The sequence below is a fragment of the Afipia dichlorophenoxyacetatis genome, from assembly GCF_055386385.1.
In genome coordinates this window covers 2,451,000-2,469,467 of record NZ_AP029250.1, presented here as the reverse complement: position 1 = coordinate 2,469,467, position 18,468 = coordinate 2,451,000, and the positions used below count along the sequence as shown (strand labels likewise).

The 18,468-nt window shown below is 60.6% G+C and carries 16 protein-coding genes; 2 read left to right on the top strand and 14 right to left on the bottom strand.

The window, feature by feature from the left end; all coding sequences use genetic code 11:
* Positions 1–293: 293 nt before the first annotated feature.
* The 5 genes from ACZ5C3_RS11495 to ACZ5C3_RS11475 all read right to left on the bottom strand — a co-directional run bounded on the left by ACZ5C3_RS11495 (position 294) and on the right by ACZ5C3_RS11475 (position 5,487).
* The gene (locus ACZ5C3_RS11495; RefSeq protein ID WP_464037789.1) at positions 294–1,628 is read right to left on the bottom strand and encodes an MFS transporter; all 1,335 of its coding nucleotides are present in this window, start codon (positions 1,626–1,628) and stop codon (positions 294–296) included.
* A 105-nt stretch (positions 1,629–1,733) separates the two neighbouring features.
* Positions 1,734–2,768 carry a 2Fe-2S iron-sulfur cluster-binding protein gene (locus ACZ5C3_RS11490; protein WP_464037788.1) on the bottom strand — a complete coding sequence of 345 codons (1,035 nt, stop codon included), beginning with the start codon at positions 2,766–2,768 and terminating at the stop codon, positions 1,734–1,736.
* Positions 2,765–3,754 carry a PdxA family dehydrogenase gene (locus tag ACZ5C3_RS11485; protein WP_464037787.1) on the bottom strand — a complete coding sequence of 330 codons (990 nt, stop codon included), beginning with the start codon at positions 3,752–3,754 and terminating at the stop codon, positions 2,765–2,767. Before ACZ5C3_RS11485 ends, ACZ5C3_RS11490 begins: the two co-directional genes overlap by 4 nt.
* Positions 3,751–4,221 carry an aromatic-ring-hydroxylating dioxygenase subunit beta gene (locus ACZ5C3_RS11480; protein WP_464037786.1) on the bottom strand — a complete coding sequence of 157 codons (471 nt, stop codon included), beginning with the start codon at positions 4,219–4,221 and terminating at the stop codon, positions 3,751–3,753. The genes ACZ5C3_RS11485 and ACZ5C3_RS11480 overlap by 4 nt, the downstream gene beginning before the upstream one ends.
* 9 nt (positions 4,222–4,230) lie before the next feature.
* A complete protein-coding gene (locus tag ACZ5C3_RS11475) occupies positions 4,231–5,487 on the bottom strand; it encodes a Rieske 2Fe-2S domain-containing protein (RefSeq protein WP_464044722.1) in 1,257 nt (418 codons plus the stop codon).
* An 86-nt stretch (positions 5,488–5,573) separates the two neighbouring features.
* Here ACZ5C3_RS11475 and ACZ5C3_RS11470 point away from each other — a divergent pair, with 86 nt between their 5' ends.
* The gene (locus tag ACZ5C3_RS11470; RefSeq protein WP_464037783.1) at positions 5,574–6,377 is read left to right on the top strand and encodes an IclR family transcriptional regulator domain-containing protein; all 804 of its coding nucleotides are present in this window, start codon (positions 5,574–5,576) and stop codon (positions 6,375–6,377) included.
* Positions 6,378–6,413: 36 nt separating this feature from the next.
* Here ACZ5C3_RS11470 and ACZ5C3_RS11465 read toward each other — a convergent pair whose 3' ends face one another.
* From ACZ5C3_RS11465 to ACZ5C3_RS11425, 9 genes are all read right to left on the bottom strand, one after another.
* Complete coding sequence (locus ACZ5C3_RS11465) at positions 6,414–10,994, bottom strand: autotransporter domain-containing protein (RefSeq protein WP_464037782.1); 4,581 nt, start codon at positions 10,992–10,994, stop codon at positions 6,414–6,416.
* A 486-nt stretch (positions 10,995–11,480) separates the two neighbouring features.
* On the bottom strand, positions 11,481–11,843 hold the full coding sequence (locus ACZ5C3_RS11460) for an HdeA/HdeB family chaperone (protein ID WP_464037781.1): 363 nt from the start codon (positions 11,841–11,843) through the stop codon (positions 11,481–11,483).
* Between the two features lie 35 nt (positions 11,844–11,878).
* Positions 11,879–12,313, bottom strand: a complete 435-nt coding sequence (locus ACZ5C3_RS11455) for a hypothetical protein (protein WP_464037780.1) — start codon at positions 12,311–12,313, stop codon at positions 11,879–11,881.
* A 227-nt stretch (positions 12,314–12,540) separates the two neighbouring features.
* Complete coding sequence (locus ACZ5C3_RS11450) at positions 12,541–12,945, bottom strand: VOC family protein (RefSeq protein ID WP_464037779.1); 405 nt, start codon at positions 12,943–12,945, stop codon at positions 12,541–12,543.
* Between the two features lie 14 nt (positions 12,946–12,959).
* Positions 12,960–13,331 carry a hypothetical protein gene (locus ACZ5C3_RS11445; protein ID WP_464037778.1) on the bottom strand — a complete coding sequence of 124 codons (372 nt, stop codon included), beginning with the start codon at positions 13,329–13,331 and terminating at the stop codon, positions 12,960–12,962.
* 69 nt (positions 13,332–13,400) lie between these two features.
* The gene (locus ACZ5C3_RS11440) at positions 13,401–13,880 is read right to left on the bottom strand and encodes a VOC family protein (RefSeq protein ID WP_464037777.1); all 480 of its coding nucleotides are present in this window, start codon (positions 13,878–13,880) and stop codon (positions 13,401–13,403) included.
* A 129-nt stretch (positions 13,881–14,009) separates the two neighbouring features.
* Complete coding sequence (locus tag ACZ5C3_RS11435; protein WP_464037775.1) at positions 14,010–15,344, bottom strand: MFS transporter; 1,335 nt, start codon at positions 15,342–15,344, stop codon at positions 14,010–14,012.
* A gap of 164 nt (positions 15,345–15,508) precedes the next feature.
* Entirely contained in the window at positions 15,509–16,297 is a 789-nt protein-coding gene (locus ACZ5C3_RS11430; RefSeq protein ID WP_464037773.1) for a class II aldolase/adducin family protein, read from the bottom strand.
* 77 nt (positions 16,298–16,374) lie between these two features.
* Positions 16,375–17,196 (bottom strand): class II aldolase/adducin family protein, encoded by an 822-nt coding sequence (locus tag ACZ5C3_RS11425; RefSeq protein ID WP_464044721.1) that lies wholly within the window; start codon positions 17,194–17,196, stop codon positions 16,375–16,377.
* Between the two features lie 340 nt (positions 17,197–17,536).
* On the opposite strand from ACZ5C3_RS11425, the gene ACZ5C3_RS11420 reads away from it, so the two are divergent.
* A complete protein-coding gene (locus ACZ5C3_RS11420) occupies positions 17,537–18,466 on the top strand; it encodes a LysR substrate-binding domain-containing protein (RefSeq protein WP_464037767.1) in 930 nt (309 codons plus the stop codon).
* Positions 18,467–18,468 lie beyond the last annotated feature (2 nt).

The following is an 18,468-nucleotide window of genomic DNA, read 5'->3' as shown; positions in this document are numbered from 1 at the left end:
AAGACACGGCGAAGCAAAAAGCAAAGGATTTCATCAAGGGAGCAGCACGTGCAATTTATAAGCGATTATTTGAAAGCTATTGACCTCCTCGCGTTAGTTGCTGTCGTGGGAATTGCAATTGCCTCCTTCAGCCGCACAGGGTCCGCAGCCATTCTTTGTTGCGCGGTCGTTGTCGCAATTTGGTGCGCTATACGCGTGTGGGGCCTTTGACAACAAGATCACATGGCAATGACTAACTCGCCGCATCCCGGATGAGGACGGACCTCGCATGAGTTCCGCCCCTCCTTCATCCGTCAGTCAGCAGAAGCCTTTCCGCCGTACCAATACCCAAGCAAGAGGATGAGCAATCCGGCAATCAGCATGGGGATGCCGGCGACGTAGAGAATATTCTGCGCGCTGAGATGATACGCGAGCAACGCGCCGATCAGCAGCGGGCCGGCAATGCCGCCAAGTCTGCCGATGCCGAGCGCCCAGCCCACACCGGTGGACCTGATCGCTGTCGGATAATAAATCGCCGCGAGCGCAATCACACTCTTCTGCCCGCCGCTGATGCAAAAGCCGGCGCAGAATGCAGCCGTGATCATGATCCAGCTCGGCTTGTCGATCGAATAGCCGAACAAGAGCACAAACAGGACGCCTGCCAGATAGACGACGGCAAGCGAACCATAAGGCCCGATACGATCCATCGCCGGTCCGATCGCGAACGCAGCGACAATGCCGCCGGTGGTCGTCATAGAGGTGGCAAGCGCGACCATATTAAGGGAGTGACCAGCAGTCGTCAGCATCGACGGCAGCCAGCTTTGCAGTGCGTAGAACTCAGCGAGGTTGAGCATGAACACGACCCAGATCACGAGAGTTCCCGCCGCACGCCCCGATGAGAACAGGCTTCCCACCGCACTGCGCTTCTCGGCAGCCTCCGTTGTGAACTGCGTCGGCCCCTGCACCGGCAATGCGCCGTCCACGCGACGCACCACGCGCCAGACCGCATCCGGCTTTGCTTTGGTGCGGATCAGGAAGTCCATCGACTCGGGCAGGAACATCAGCGCCAGGAACGCGACAATCATGGGCGCCGCTCCGCCGATCCACAGCATCGAGCGCCAGCCAAATTCAGGTATCGCCCAGGCGGCAACGGCGCCGGCCGCGACAAAGCCCAGCGAGAAGCCGCAATAGATCGCCAGAACGAACGTCGCGCGCAGACGCGCCGGGCTGAATTCGGTCGTCAATGCAATGGCGCTCGGCACCACTGACCCAAGCGCGATGCCCGTGACGAAACGCAGCGCGATCAATTCGGTGACGTTCGTTGCGAAAATCGTCGCGAATGTCAGCAAGGCGAAAGCAAACGTCGAGATGATCACGAGCTTGCGGTGGCCGAAGCGATCCGAAAATGGCGAGACCAGAAGATAACCGACCATCAAGCCGACCAGCGCCGATGAAAAGATCGGCCCGAGCAGCTCTCTGGAGAGCCCCCACTCTTTAGCGATCGACGGCGCCATATAGCTGATGGCCTGCGTGTCGAAGCCATCGAGGAACATCACGAGGGCGCACAACACCACGATGCCATACTGCGTGATGCCGGTGCGGCGGGAATTAATGAAAGAAGGGACGTCAAAGGCAACCTCAGTACTCATTTCCTCACCTCTAATGGCCAAATGATTTGGTCCAATTTGTTTTTTTGATTTCAATACAGCGCGGCGATCGCGTCGCGCTGCAGGCACGAGAACGTGCAGTATTCGTCAACCCACGGCTTGCAAAGACGGTTGCGCAGGTTGTGTGTCGTTCAACCCGCTCGGCACGAACGCATCGGCGAAGAAGTGCTCAGCCGATAATCCACCACGCGTCGTGAAGTCACGGCGTGCCGCTTCGATCATCATGGGATTGCCGCAGGCATAGACATGCCGCGCCGATAGATCCGGACAATCCTCGAGCACCGCGATGTGAACCAGCCCGCGACGCCCGTTCCAGTCATCGTCCGCTTCAGACAACACCGGAATGAACGTGAACCACGGATAGCGCTTCGCCCACTTCTGGCAGGTTTCCGCGAGATAAAGATCGGCCTTGCTGCGTCCGCCCCAATAGAAGCGCACCTCGCGGTTGAGCCGCCGCCGGATCATGTCATCGAGCATCGACTTTAACGGCGCGAAGCCGGTTCCGGTCGCGACGAACACGTAACGCGCCTGGTTCTCCTCGCGCAGATGGAAATCGCCGAACGGCACCTCGACTTCCAGCTTGTCGTCGAGTTGCAGCGAGGCCAGCACTTTTTCGGAGAACGCGCCGCCGGGCACATGCCGGATGTGCAACTGCACGCCGTCACTCTCCTGCGGTGCATTGGCCATGGAGAAGCTGCGCTCGTCACCATCCGGGGTCCGGATGCGCAGATACTGCCCGGCCTTGAACTTGGCGCGAATGCTGGCCGGAAAGCGCAACTGCAGGATGGCCACATCGTCAGCCGGGCGCGAGAGGCGAAACACCCGTGCTTTGATTTTCTTCCGCGCCAATGGATCATGACGCGAGATGCGCCGCGGACGAATGGTGAGATCGCTCTTGGCGGTGGCCGTGCAGAACAAGACCTTGCCTGTCGGCCCCGTCATTTCCTTCGAGCGCTGTTTCGCGTCGCCTTTGCTTAAGAATCCTTCACAGGAGGCGCAGACGCCCTTTCTGCAGGAATACGGCATCGTGTAACCCGCACGCTCCGCTGCGACCAGAATGCTCTCGCCGTCGTTGCATGGGAAGCTGATGTCGGTTTCTTCGACCGCGATTGTGTGCGTCATGCGGTTTCCTCGAATTGATTGGCGCCTGCGACGAGCTGGATGCAGCGCAGGACAGGCGTGGGATCGGCGATGCCTTTGCCGGCAATGTCGAAGGCGCTGCCATGGCCGACACTTGAAAACATCAGGCCGGCACCGATCGACATCGCTGCGGAATTCCGCCCCGCGAGCAGTTTGATCGGGATGTGTCCCTGATCGTGATACATCGCCACGAACGCATCGAAGCCTTGCTGGCCGAGCATCAGATCGGCGCCCACCGGACCTTCGATGTCGATGCCTTCTGCCTTCAGCCGCTCCACCAGCGGCTTGACGATGCGGTCGTCATCATCGCCAAACAAACCGCCCTCGCCAGCATGAGGATTGATGCCGAACACGCCGAGCCGCGGACGCGGAATGCCGAGGTTGCGCAAGGCATCGATCGTCGTTCGGATCGCGCGTTCGATCAGCGCTGGCGTGATGCGATTGAGGGCGTCGAACAGCCGCTCGTGCAACGTCACGTGAACGATGCGCAAGCCCGCACCGACCAGCATGAGGAACACCTCATCCTCCGGCACCTTCTTCAGCCGCGCCAGCAGGCTTGGATACCCAGAGAACTTGATGCCGGCGGCGTTCACGTTGGTCTCGGAGTGCGGACACGCCACGATGCTGTGGGCCTGCGCTTTCGCCATCAGGCCGAGCGCTTCCTCAACATAGGCGACAGTCGCAAGGCCGCCCTCCGCATTGCCTTGCCCTGGCTTGAAAGCAGCGGTCTCCAGCGCAGGAACAGGATGATAGAGCAGCGTGTCTTTTCCGGCGGATGTCCCAGCCAGCGTCAACGGACGGCCGGGAGCGAATTTGTCGGCGTAAAAGCGGATGACGTGTTCATCACCCACCAGAATTGGCGCCGAGCCGGGCTGCACTTCCGCGCACAGCACTGCAGCTTTCACCGCAATTTCAGGGCCGATGCCATTGGGATCACCGATGGTCAGAGCGACAGTTTTCGAGGTCATAGCGGCAGCGCCAGCAGTGTGTCGATCCGCGAACTGTCACACACGACAGTCCGCTCTTGCAGTTGCGCCGCGCCGTCCGCGATCTCATAGGTGTCGAAATAACGGCCGGTGGCGTAAATCGACGTGTCGCCATCCTGCAGGATGCGCGCGACCATGAAGGACGTCTCGCTACGCACCGTCTTGCCCTCTTCCGACAGGATCGACGGCTGGCCAAGGATGTGACGATAAGTCTGCCGCTCGTAAATATTGGCTTCGCGCAGGGCCGAGACGCGATCGGTCAGCATGCCGCGTGAATTGGCGAACACGATGCCGGCTTCGAGCCCTTCGCGATAGTTCGATGCGGTCGTGATCTTGTAGAGGCACGGGCCGTGAAACAGGCTGGGCCATTCCTCGAGACGATCGTCATCGATGCAGCGCGCGTAATTCGCCTGTGCCTGGGTGATGTATTGCAAAACGTTGCTGGTCATGGCGTACCCTTAGATCCCCATATTGGCGCGATACGCCTTCCAGAAGCCGCGGACCGACGACTCGGTGACCCGGCTCTCACTGCTCTGAGCGTCAGCTCCACCCATTTCCAGCACTGCTTGATCATCGCCTGCGCCGGCAATGCCGCGCTGCACGAAGCCGCCGACACAGCCGTCTTCCATCGAGATGTATCCGGCGGGGCCAACGAGGTTCGCCTGCTTGAGGCGTGTGAGACGCTGCTCCGGCGTGTCGTCAGCGAAACCGAGATAAGTCCAGTTCAGATCGGTCTTGTCGACCGCGCGCGGCACGATCTGGCGGACGGCAATGGCGTTCTGGATCTGCTGCAGCACGAAGGTCGGGAACACCGACAGGATCTGCAACGTGCAGCCATCGTGATACTCGTCGAAGCTTTCGAGCAACGTCGGATCAGCAAGCTTGTATTCGCTCTCGGAGCGAATCTGCTGCTTGGCGTAATCGACATCCTTCTCCGCCTCGCGATCAATCGCCGAATAGCTGACGTGATGTCCGCCGCTCTCGTCAACAATGATGCCGCCCTTCATCGACAGCTTGTTCAATTCAAACGTCGTGAAAAAGAGATGCAGGATGCTGGCGTGATAGGAGTCCTTGACGTTCTCCATATAGAGCTTCCAGTTGTTCGGAAGCACCTGGGTGAAACGCCCGAGCACCACCGGCGTGCGCCCGCCGAGCACGCGCTCGATGCGGTTCAAAATCTCTTCGCCGAGATATTCCTCGATCGGCGGCACGTCCTCGGAGAATGAGCCGAAGATCAAGCCATGAACGATGGCGATGCGGAGCTTGCGCGGACCATGCTGCTCCATCTTGAAGCTGTCCGGCATGCCGCCCTTGCCCTTGATGCCGTCCTTGAACGCGACGCCGGTCAGGTTGCCCTGCGGGTCGTAGTTCCAAGCGTGGTACACGCAACTGAAATCCTTGCGATGCTTGCCGCGGTTTTCCAGACAGATCAGCGCGCCGCGATGGGCGCAGCGATTTTCAAACGCGTAGATTTCATTGTCGGTGTCGCGGGTGACGATCACCGGCGTGTCGCCGACGTTCGTCGTCAAAAAATCGCCCGCCTCGGCCAGTTCAACTTCCAGCGCGAGATAATGCCAATTCGGCCCCTGGAAGATTTTGCGCTGCTCCTCCGCGTAGACCGACTGATCCTGAAACACCCAATACGGCACGCGGGTGAGGCCTTCCGGCCAAGGGGCTGGATTCGCGGCTTCCGGTGGCAAAACGATCTTATTCATCTGCGCTCCCTACGCTTGACTTCGCATTCGATTTGTTCGAATATCGAACATATATTTGAATTTCGAACACTTTGAGCTGTTCTAAAATGGCTGTCAAGGCGACGTCGGCTATGGCGACCGCACAACCCAAAGAGAAACGCGAAGGAATGGCCGGGCTCGCGAAGGGCCTCGCGATCATCGAGGCGTTCTCGGTCCACCCAGTGATGAGTGTCGCGGACGCCGCGCGCGCGTCCGGCGCGACACGCGCAGCAGCACGCAGATGTCTTCTGACGTTGGTCGAGTTGAATTACCTGGAGTTGTCGGGACGGGACTTCCGCCCTCTTCCGCGTCTGCGCCAGTTGGGCGGCGTGATGTCCGAGCGCGATAAACTCGCGCAGATCGCACAGCCACTGCTGGAGCGCGCCCGCGACGAAGTCTCCGAGTCGGTTTCGCTTGCGGTGCTGGACGATGATCAATCGCTCTTCATCGCGCGCGCCGAAGCCCAGCACTATGTGCAAACCGGCGTTCGCGTCGGCGCTCACCTGCCGCTCTATTGCTCCGCGACAGGCCGCATCCTGCTCGGCCACCATGCCTATGACGACATCGCGCGACGGCTGAGCCGGTATCCGATGATCGCACGCGCGCCGCGAACTCTGACCGAGCTTCCAGACATCTTGTCTGCCATCAGAAGCGCCGAGAAGAACGGCTATGCCATTATCGACGAGGAGCTGGCCCCCGGCATCAGAGCGATGGCCGTGCCGGTATTTGGCGCCAACGGCAACATCGTTGCTACCGTCAGCGTGAGTGCGGCCTCGGCGCGTGTCAAAGTCAGTGATCTGCGCAAGCGTCTGCTGCCGGTGTTGCTCAACTGCGCTGAGCAGATCTCGCGACCATTAAAGGAATTGCGCTGAGGCGCATGGCTCGCCCCATCAGCGGGCGTCGCGAAACTACCAGACGTAGTGCAACACGCCCTTGCCTGTGTAGGAGTTGGTGACCCTGGACAACTCGTCTTCGAAGGTCGCGGCAACCGACCAGTTGTTCGTCCATTTCATCTCGACGGAGGCGGTGGTGAGTGCGGAATCAGCCGCCTGCGCCGCGCCGTTGACCACGAAGGATGCGCCCGGCAGCGTCTGGAACGTCGCGGCGATCGAACGATGCGGATCGTAGTCATGCGCCCAGGCGGCGCGGCCGCGCAGCGTGAGAATGCCGTCAGGCATCACAAAGGACCGGTCGGTGCGGATACCAAGCTCGCTGCGAACGTCAGTCGCATCGTGCGCGCCGTAGCTCAGCGCAAAGTTGTTGGTGCCGCTAGTCGCCTGTTCGGCATAGGCCGGCAGATCGAAGGTCACGAACTGCGCGGCAGCATAAGGCGTGATGCCGACGCCGCCGCTCCAGGGCGAGACGAAGCGATAGCCGCCCTCCAGCCGTCCCGACCACGCGTTCGCGTTGAACTCGGCGCGTAATTGATCGACGCCCGCGACTGTCACGGTGCGGTTGGTGGTGATGTCCTGCCAGCCGTAGGCCAGCGCGGCCGAGATATAGACCGGGCCGTCGGTGTGGCGGACATAGGCGCCGGCCTGGAATAAATCCGAGCGGCCAGTCCCGCCATTGGCGACCGAAAAGCCCGTGCCAGCGCCGGCGAGCGCAAAGCCTGCGATCGTATTCGGCGAGAACAGGTAATCAGCGCCGACGGCGGTGCCGTAAATGCTGCTCGTGCTGGTGTTCGTGCCGGCGGTTGCATTGCCATCGGTGGATTGCCAGCCGCCAAAGCCCGCAGCCCACACGCTCCAGCGTTGTGCGACGATCACCGATGGCGCCTTGGTGAACCTCGCAAAGGCATCGGTCTTCTTAGTGGGCGCATAGGCGCTCGCCTCATCGGCATATCCGGCTGCACCCGGCGCAGAATTGAAACCACCTCCCCGATTCATGAAGGGATCGGTCATCACGCCCATGAACTGGCTCATGGCGTCGAAGGTCGTTTGCTGCGAACCGGTCGCGGTCTCGCCGGAGACCTGCGTCAGCCCCGCCGGCGTGAGACCACTGAACACCAACGGAATGCTGCCGTTGGTGTTGAAGTAATTGATGATGGAATCACCGGACCCCTGCTGGTTGCCACCAAGGCCCTGTCCGGGCGGCGGGGCGAAATTGAGCGAGAGGTTCAGGTAGGCATGGGTTGTATCGTAGCTCAGTGTGGTGTGGAGGCCCGACGGCAGATTGGTGTTCACGACCGAACCGAAGGTGCCGCTGACGCTGCCCGCGCTCAAAATCATGTACTGCTTGGCAACGTAGCTGCCATTGGCAAACAGCGCACTGACCCTCGCACCACCAAGCGTGGCCGATCCGGTCACGTTGGCGAAGCTCGATGTCGCCGGATTGAGCGAGACGACATAGAGCGCGCCCGATTGCAAAGCGAGATTGCCGCCCACCGTCAGCGATGTGCCCGGCGTATTGGCGGTGCCGGGCATGAACGTGCCGCCGCTCATGATGGTCGTCGTCGCCAGCACCGGATCGACAAGGCCGGTGCCGGTCAGCGTTGCACCGGAGGCGACGTTGACGCTCGTGGAGCCTGCGATCGAGCCGTCCACTTGAAGGGTACCGCCGTTGACATTGGTCGCGCCGGTGTAACCGTTCGATCCCGAGAGAATTTGCGTCCCGGACGTCAGGGTCAGTCCACCGCTGCCGCTTATGTCGCCCGAGAAAGTCGTCGAACCATTCGAGATGGTCAGCGTCTGGCTGCCCAGACTGACGTTGCCGCTTCCCGTAAGCGTCTTGATCGTCGCGCCCGCGGTCGTCGCCGAAATATCGAACGTATCGGCCACGTTGACCTGGCTCGAATTGGAGAGGCTTCCCGTGCCGGTCAACGCCAGCGTTCCGCCGGAGATCAGCGTCGTCCCCGAATAAGTATTGCTACCCGACAAGGTAAGTATGCCCGTGCCAGTCTTCGTCAAGCCGAGCACGCCCGTCCCGTCAGTGAGACCTCCCGAAAACACCGTCGAGGTGTTGTTGCCGCCGGACGTCAACGTCGCCGCCGTCGCGCTGCTGTTGCTCACAGCGCCGCTGCCGGCGAGCGAGCCGATCGAGCTCGAGAAGCCGCCGAGATCGAGCGTCGCATTGACCGTGAAGGCCGAGGTCGCCGAGAACGCCGTCGTCGATCCCGCCGCCAGCGTTCCGCCGGACACCAGCGTCGCTCCCGAATAAATATTGCTACCCGACAAGGTCAACGTGCCGGTGCCGGTCTTCGTCAAGCTGAGCGCGCCTATCCCGTCGATGAGACCGCCCGAAAACGCCGTCGACGTATTGTCACCGCCGGCCGTCAACGTCACCGCCGCCGCGCGGCTGTTCTTCACTGTGCCTGAGCCAGCCAGCGAGCCGATCGCGTTCGAGAAACCGGCAAGATCCAGCGTCGTATTGACCGTGAAAGCCGAGGTCGCCGAAAACGCCGTCGCTGATCCCGCCGCCAGCGTTCCACCGGAGACCAGCGTCGCGCCTGAATAAGTATCGTTACCCGATAAAGTGAAGGTGCCCGTGCCGGCCTTCGTCAAACCGAGCGCACCGGTCCCGTCGATGAGATTGCCCAAAAACGCCGTCGATGTGTTGCCGCCGCCGGCCGTCAACGTCGCCGCCGTCGCGCTGCTGTTGGTCACCGTCCCTGAACCGGTGAGAGATCCGACCGTGTTCGAGAAACCACCGAGATCGAGCGTCGCATTCACGATAAAGGTCGAGGTCGCCGAGAACGCCGTCGTCGATCCCGCCGCCAGTGTGCCGCCGGACACCAGCGTCGCCCCCGAGTAGGTGTCGTTACCCGACAAGGTCAACGTGCCTGTGCCGGTCTTCGTCAAGCTGAGCACGCCCGTCCCGTCGATGAGGCCACCCGAGAACGCGGTCGAGGTGTTATTGTCACCCGCGGTCAACGTCACCGCCGTCGCGCTGCTGTTCTTCACCGTGCCAGAGCCGGCGAGAGAGCCGATCGCGCTCGAGAAGCCGCCGAGATCGAGCGTCGCATTGACTGTAAAGGCCGATGTCGCCGAGAAGGCCGTCGTCGATCCAGCTGCCAGCGTGCCGCCAGAGACCAGCGTCGCTCCCGAATAAGTATCGTTACCCGATAGGGTGAGCGTGCCCGTGCCGGTCTTCGTCAGGCCGAGCGCACCCGTCCCGTCGATGAGACTGCCCGAAAACGCCGTCGATGCGTTGGTGCCGCCGGCCGTCAACGTCGCCGCCGTCGCGCTGCTGTTCTTCACCGTGCCTGAGCCGGTGAACGAACCGATGGTCTGGTTGAACCCGGCAAGATCAAGCGTGCCGGGCGACGTCACCGTGATGGCACTGGTGGACCCGAACACATTGGAGGAGGCCCCTGCCGCAAGGGTGCCGCCGGAAATGACCCATGGGATCGCGGTGCCGGGGGTGCCGGTCAGCGTCCAGGTGCTGGTGCCGACCTTGTCGAACACGCCGAAGCCGGAATACTGGCTGCCGAGTTGCGAAGCATTGAACGTGCCGTTGGCTGTGCCGCCAAGCTGAAACGTATCGGCCGTGCTGAATGCCACCACGTTGCCGGTGATCGTCGAGCCTGCCTGAAGCTGCAGGGTGTTGACGCCGCCGGTGAAGGTGATGGCATTGGCCTGCCCGTTGCTACCGGTGCCGCCCGCGATCGTGCCGCTGTTGGTGATGGTCATGCTTGCGCCAGTAACTCCGACGCCACCAAGGCCATTGGTGCCATTGGGGCCGTCATTGCCAGGGCCGCCGGTAAACCCCGTGCCGCCTTGGCCACCAGTGCCGCCATTGCCGCCCTTGATGGTGCCGTTATTGATCAGCGTGGCGCCGGGGGTAGTGAATTGGGCACCGATTCCGCCGTCGCCACCATTGCCGCCGCCCATGCCCTGGATGTCGAGCGACGTGCCGCCTTGGCCACCATTGCCACCATTGCCCGCCGTAATGGACGAGTTGTTGGTAATGCCAGTCGCTCCGGTCACGACAAGACCGTAACCGCCCGCGCCGCCGCCGCCACCGCCGCCACCAAAGACACCGCCGATTCCATCGGGGCCAGCGCCGCCATTGCTGCCATTGCCGCCGTTGATTGACGATCCGTTGGTTACGGGGCCCGCTGTCGTCTGCCCGTTGGCGCCGCCATTACCGCCACCTCCGCCGCCACTAGCCTCGCCCGAGCTGCCGGCGGTTCCGGGATTGCCCGCCGTGCCACCGGCGTTACCTTCACCGGAGGCTCCCCCGGTGCCGCCAATGCCACCTCCTGCGCCACCACCACCGCCGCCGCCGCCGCCGTCCCCCGGGAAGGTGCCGTCAACACCGGGACTCCCCGGCTGACCCGCAGTCCCAGTCCCGCCTGCACCGCCTTGGCCGCCAAGACCAGGGTTTTGGTCAGAGGGAAGTCCGCCGCCGTGGCCACCATCAGCGAGCGCCGGCCCCGCGCTTACAATCAATGCTGACGACATGGCGATCGGAACAAGCACCGCGAGCGCAGCGACGCTGGCGAGCAATCGCGATTTGCGCCCACGCGTTGACCGAAGAAACGCCATCACCTGATCCCCCGCCCACTTTGCTTTCGTCGCAAGGTCACAGCCTCGCACGCCCGCGTAGGTCGGCCATAACGCTTACACGGTTCTTTGCCGAAGTTCCCCAGGCTCGCTAGGTCTTAGGAGGTCAAGACCGGCGAAAACAATGACAATGTTGTTATGCGGACACATGGCGCATCGATGATGGAGCCGTGGTGACTGCGCGCAGGCATGCGTCGTCAGACTGCTGATGCCTACTTTGGGTTGTGATCGGCACTCTGCCGGTCGGTCGTTACTGACGACTGACGCAAAAACTTGGCTGAGTTGATGCGGCCGTAGTTAAGATGAATGGCCCTCTTGAACGGCGCTTCCATCTCAAGAGCAAACATCCCGGACTCCCGTGTTGCTGCATTGTGCAAAACAGATCGCGCAGTCCCCGACCTTGAAGAACGGCTAGAAAGGCGGACGAAGATGTCCGCCGTCTGTCGAGCCAGCCAAAAATGACGCAGCCTACTTTTCTGATTTTTTCGCCTTGATGCCTTTTTGAGCTTTGTGCTCGTTGAAGACAACATCAATGGCTTGAATGATCTTCTTGCCTTTGTTTGCCTGGCAATACTCAATGATCTTGTTTTCTAATTCCTTGGCACGCTCCACGTTCATCATGTGCTTCTTCGCGAGTCCGTTGTACCAGCCGCTGTACCAAGCCGTCAGATGATCGGCATCCTCCTGATATGTGTTGGCGAGCTGGGCACACGTGAGAGCCTGCACATCAATGTAGCCGTCACGATTTGCGTAGGTCTTCAATTCAACCTGAGCCTTGGAAGGCGTCGCAAATGCGATCGCGAGTGCTGCGCAAGCTAAAAGAAATTTCATCGGCGGCCTGCCTTTCTGACAAAGGAATCATTCGGCTACTTCAGTCGGATCGTAACACCGCCCAAAGCGGCAGAGAGCTCTGCTCCGACTTTAGGGCCGCTCAGTTGCAGGATGACGCCGTTCTGGTTCTGGAGCTGAACGCCTCCGGCCCCGGCGACAACTGCACCGCCAGCACCTGCAACGGCATAGCTGCCCTCGATCGACCTGGGAGTCTTTACATTGTACGCACGCCCCATCAGCTTGGTCGTCGATGCCCCGATGGTGGCGCCTAAACTCATTCCTGATACGGTGAAGGGATATCGCTTCCCGTGAAGCGTCAGAACACCCTCGCCGCCTCCCACGCCGACGATAAATCCTCCCTTGGTGAAGACGACGGCGACAGAACCCGTATCGGCGTAAGCGCGATCAAGACTGCCCTGCGTGAGTGCCACCGCCGCCAGCGCAATTGCATACAGAAAAGGGGTTTTCATCAGAAATCTCCATCGGTTACGCACCAAAAGCCGACAAGCGGCGTGGTGCTTAGGGGTTCAATGCGAAGCCTCGCCCATAGCAGTGCCCGGGCTGGCTGCAAGAACCTTTGACAGAGATCAACAAAGCGAGAAGAGACACCACCCTGTTGCAGAGCGTTCGATGGGGCGTGGAGATTGTGACGCCGGACATTTTCTTGTCGCCGATCTTCGAAATCGGAAGCGAACGTTCAATCGTTGAGATAGCAACCAGCCTCGACATTATTGCCGTCTAGGTCGATCAGGAACGCGCAGTAGAAAGGTGCTCGCCGAATGCCGGGAGCACCATTGTCACGCGCGCCATGCTGCAGGCCCGCTTCATGAAAACGGTCGACTGCCTCGCGTGACGGAGCCGAGAAGCAAAGATGGAGAGGGCTGGATGCAACCGTTGCCGTCGCAGACCAGAAGGTTGGCCTTCCCTCACCAATGACCAGGAATGGTGACTGCGGTTTCCCGGTCGAAAAAACGACCCAGCCAGAATCAACCGCGAGTCGGTGCTTCTCAACGATACGGATACCAAGCGGCGCGAGCATGTGCGCGTAAAGCCTCGCACTGGCTTTCAAGTCCTTGGCGACAATTCCAATGTGGTCGAACATGTTCATCCATGGCCCTAGCGAGGGCGCATCTCTTCGATCACGGCGGTCCACTCCTCAGTGGTGACCCTCCGAAATATACCAGGAGGCACTGCTCCTACACCTTTCAGATCGAGCTCCCTGAACTGACCTGGGCTAGTGTTCTTGCCAGCATCCGTGTTCTGCCCAAGAACAAACACGAGCGGAGGAAAGCACCTTTTCTGAAAGAAATCGGCGGCCTCGCTGGCTGTCTTGATCCCGGCTTCCTGAGCTGCCGGCGCATTGGTTCGAACACAAGCCCTCAGCTTGGAAAGGACTTGCTTCAGTTTCTCGTCTTGCTCCGTCTGCGCCGATGCTGACGAAGCCATCGCTGCGAGTAACAGGCAAGCTATTGAGATCGATTTGAGCATGATGGATTTTCGCTGACTGCAAGACCGTTGGTGGCTCGCGCATTCATCACGCGAGCCAACAAGGACACCTCAGCCCTTCCGCGCGGCCTCGATCTTGGCGACGTCGATCTTCTTCATCGTCATCATCGCTTCGAATGCGCGCTTGGCTTCAGCACCGCCGGCCGCCATCGCATCCAACAGCACGCGCGGCGTGATCTGCCACGACAGTCCCCATTTGTCCTTGCACCATCCGCACGCACTCTCCTGCCCGCTGTTGCCGACGATGGCGTTCCAATAGCGATCGGTCTCTTCCTGATTGTCGGTTGCGATCTGGAATGAGAACGCTTCACTGTGTTTGAACACCGGACCACCGTTGAGGCCCACGCAAGGAATTCCCACGACCGTGAATTCAACTGTCAGCACATCGCCCGCTTTGCCGCCCGGAAAGTCGCTCGGTGCGCGATGGACGGATTTCACTGAACTGTCGGGAAAGGTCTCGGCATAAAAATGCGCCGCAGCTTCGGCGTCTTTATCGAACCAGAGGCAGAGCGTGTTTTTCGGCTTAGTCATTGCGTGTCCTTCCCTTCAAGCGACTGGCTTGTTTTTGGACGCGCAACCTAACCCGCTTTTCGTTTGCTCAGAAGTGGCCGTTTCGTGACGACGGCCGGTCCCTCGCTGGAACCGGCCGTCGTTCTTTTGTCACGCAGTAACTCGCTCCGCGCTGCGCGCGGTCTGAGTGCCTTTCTCAAGCATGAGAACCGTGAGAGCTGCGGCCGCGGGCAGAATTCCGAGCACGAGAAGGCCCATCACAGTGCTGCCCGTCGTTTCCTTGATCCAGCCAATCAGATACGGCCCACCAAATCCCGAAAGGCTGCCGATCGAATTGATCAGGGCAATTCCACCCGCAGCAGCTACGCCGCTAAGATAAGCGGTCGGCAACGTCCAGAACAATCCGAAGGCTGCGAAGCCGCCGATGCTGGCGAGGACGAGGGCTGTCATCGTCAGCACGAGATTGCCCGCGTAGGCTGAAGCCACGAGTGACGCAGCAGTGAGAAACAGCGGCAGCACCACGTGCCAGACGCGCTCCTTCGCCTTGTCGGAGCGCTGCCCCCACAACAGCATCGCAATCGTCCCGAACGCAAACGGCACCGCGCTGACGAAGCCGATCTGCATATTCGTCAGCCCGAAGCCTTTGACGATCTGCGGTAGCCAGAACTGAATTCCGTAAAGCCCTGCGAGCAATCCGAAATAGACGAAGCCGAGCGCCAGCACCTTGGGCGAACTCAGTGCCTCGCGCAGGGTCATGGCGTTCACGCCGTGCTTCTTCCTCTGTTCGTTGGCAAGCTCCGTCTCGAGCCAGGTTTTCTGTTCGGGAGTCAGCCAGCGTGCGCCTGGGGGTTTGTCCGTCAGATAAAAGAAAGCCACGAAGCCGAGCAGCACCGGCATGATGCCTTCGACGATGAACAACCACTGCCAGCCTTTGAAACCGCCGATGTGGTGCATCTCAAGCAGAGCGCCGCAGAGAGGGCCGCCCAGCACGGCGGATAGCGGCGCGCCGACGATGAACGCGGACATGACGCGTGCGCGGTATTTCTCCGGATACCAGTACGTCAGATAAAGAATGATGCCGGGAAAAAAGCCCGCTTCCGCAACGCCGAGCAGAAAGCGAACGGCATAGAAACTGGTAGGCCCGGTCACGAACGCCGTTGCGGCTGAAATCAAACCCCACGTGATCATGATCCGCGCGATCCAGCGCCGTGCGCCGAAGCGATGTAGCGCAATGTTGCTCGGCACTTCGAGCAGAAAGTAGCCAATGAAGAAGATGCCCGCGCCCCAAGCATAAACCAGCGGCGTGAAGCCGAGATCGGCATTCATCGTCAAGGCGGCGAAGCTCACATTCACCCGGTCGAGCACGCAGGTGAAATAAGCGACGATGAGAAACGGCAACAGTCGCCACGACACTGCGCGCATGGTCGAGTTCTCGACGTCGCTGGCGGCAAGATCGGGCATGGACTCGACAGCTCTCTGACTCATGTTTCTTCCCCGTGATGTTGATGTTTGATTGGGCGAGTGTGCCTCGCCTCTTCGCGTGTCCTTTGATGAAGGCGCGCGTTCGCAGCCGGGCGGAGCAATCATGCGCCCCGCCCGAGAATCGATTTCGGATGATCTGAGATCGTCTTAAGAAATGACCGTCCGGCTTATTGCCGGAAGGTCGAGCCCTCGGCGTCGAGCTGCCGAACGAGAGCTTGATATGTGTCCTGGCCAAAGGCACTCTTCGCGTCGAAGCCCTTGGCGACCGCCGTCTGCGTCTGCTGCACCGTGCGATCGAGAACGGCTTGCGACAACGGTCGCAGCTCCTTGCCCATCTGCAAAGTATGGACCTGCACCTCGCACGCCCGCTGCAACTGATATATCCTGAAGAACGCGGCAGCCGCAGTCTCACCACATGTCAGCAGGCCGTGATGGCGCAGGATCATGTAGTTCTTGTTGCCGAGCGAGCTGACCAGACGCTCACGCTCGCTGAGATCGACCGAGATGCCCTCGAAGTCATGATAGGCCACCAGTCCATTCAACTGTGCGCCGTAAAAATTATGCGGCGAAAGCCCGCCATCGGAGCAGGCGACGGTGACGCCCTCGGTCGTATGGGTGTGGACGATGTAGTGCGCATCTTCGCGCGCCATGTGGATCGCGGAGTGAATGGTGAAGCCCGGCGCGTTGACCTTGGCGTCGCTGCCGTCCACCACATTGCCGTCAATGTCAATCTTCACGAGATTCGATGCAGTGACCTCGTGATACATCAGACCGAACTGATTGATCAGGAAGTGACGCTCCGGCCCCGGCACACGCGCCGTGATGTGATTGTAGATAATTTCCGTCCAGCCATACCGGTCGCAGATGCGGTAGAACGCTGCCAGTTGCTCCCGCTCGTGCCGTTCTCCGGCGACTTCCTGCTTCACCGCCGTTGCGGATTTGACGTGTTGATTCATGATTGCCTCCCTGTGTCGTTTTTTGTTGTGATGAAAGACGCCGCGCGGAATGCCAGGCCTCCGCGCGGCGCAGCGCATCAGTCGAGGAAATCCGGTTGCTCTTTCAGGATGCGGGCATAGAGCGACTGGAACTGGAACCAGCCGCTAAATGGCGAACCTACGATCTGCCGCGCCTGCACTGCAGACTCTTTCGAAACCAACGACAGCTTTTGCCCGGAATGCGCGGCGGCAGCTTCCGCGAGCAACTGAACCTGACAGGAACGATCCATGGTGATGAACCACCATGCGGCTTCGTCCACGGTCTGGCCGACGGTCAGCAGGCCGTGATTTTTGAGGATCACCGCTTTGTAGTCGCCGAGCGCTTTGGCGATCTGCTGGCCTTCATCGAGATCGACGGCCACCCCGCCGTAGTCGTCATAGAGACCGTGATCGCCGTAGAAGGCACAGACATCCTGAGAAATCGGATCGAGCTTGCGGCCGAGCGCAGCGAACGCCCGGCCATAGGTCGAATGCGAATGAGCTGCGCCCACTGAGTCAGGTCGCGCGGCATGCACGCGGGAGTGAATGGCGAATGCGGCGGCGTTCACCGGCCGGTTGCCCTCCACCACCTTGCCGTCGTGGCCAACGCGAATGAGATCGGAGGCCTTGATCAGGCTGAAGTGCATCCCGAATGGATTGACCCAGAAGGTGTCGGTAAATTCCGGATCGCGGGCGGTGATGTGCCCGACAACGCCTTCATCAAAGCCGAACTTCGAGAATAGTCGAAAGCTCGCCGCCAGTCGCTGCTTGCGGTGCTGCCGCTCTTCCGCGACGGTGGCAAACACCGGCGGCTGCGGCAGCGATGAGTACATCTTCTGCGAAGCAGCCGTCGGTTCATTGAATGTCTGTGGGGCGTTCATTGCTCTCTCCTTTGATGAAAAACGCGCATGCCAGACGGCCGACCGTGAAGGGACAGTCGCATCGTGAAGCAGCGATGGTGATCGTGGGTTCTTGTTGCAACGCCCGCGGCAACGCGTAAGCGCCAACTCCCGGCGGCAACAGCCGCGTTGCACTGGCCAACTTGATGTCTCCCTCGCATCCTCCCGCCCCGCATTATGTTGCAGGTGCGTTGCCGGAGCGCCCCGCATGGCTGCCATTCTCTGGCCCTCGCGTTGCCTGCCCCGATCGTTGGTGCGAGCATGATGAGGTCACCACGCGCCCGCAAATGAATTCCATTGCGGCCAGATGAATGGAATTCACATGCAACGCTCAAAGTCTTCGCTGCCGCCACTCTCGACGCTTCGCGCGTTCGAAGCGGCTGTGAGATTGGGAAGCTTCAAGTCGGCGGCGGAAGATTTAAGCCTGACGCAATCGGCGATCAGTCATCAGATCAACGCGCTGGAGGCGCACTTTCACCGCAAGCTGTTCGTGCGCCAGGGCAACAAAGTCGTGCTGACGAAAGACGGCCAAGCCTATGGCGCGGCGATCCTGAAAGCATTCGCGGAAATGTCGCGCGCCGGTGAAGGACTGCTGAACAAGGCTGGACGTGAGATCGTGAGGGTGAGCGCCTCGCCAAGTTTTGCAGCGCTCGCCGCGCTGCCTCATCTCGTCCGGTTCAAGACCATCAACTCCGCACTCGATGTTCGGTTAGAGGCGCGTAACAACTCTGTCGATTTCGAGACCGAGAGCATCGATGCCGCCATTCAGGTGTGCACGCCGCCGTGCCACGGCCTGATCGCGCACCGGCTGTTTCGCTCGAAGCTGGCGCCGCTGGCGCATCCCGATTTGTGCAGGAAGCACGGCCCAGTCAAATCCGCGAAGGATCTCGCGCGGCTGCCGCTGATCGAACTGAACAACATTCCAGGTTTGTGGGATCGATGGTTCGCGAAGATCGATCGCAAGATCAAGCTCAATGAGCTGAGCCTGTCGAGCGACAGTCTGCTGGCCGCCATTCAGATGGCGGAGTCCGGTGTGGGCGCAGTGCTGGCGCCCTTTCCTCTGGTGTCGTCAGTTGTGGCTTCCGGACGCCTTAACGCGCTTCTTCCACCCCGCGTGTTACTTGAAGCCCCCGACTTTCATCTGCTCTACCGGAAGGAAGATGCCAGCACGCCGAAGATCAAGGCCGTGCGGCGATGGCTGAAGGAGATCGTCGCCGAACTGGAGCACCGCCCCGATACCAGCGACTTGTAACG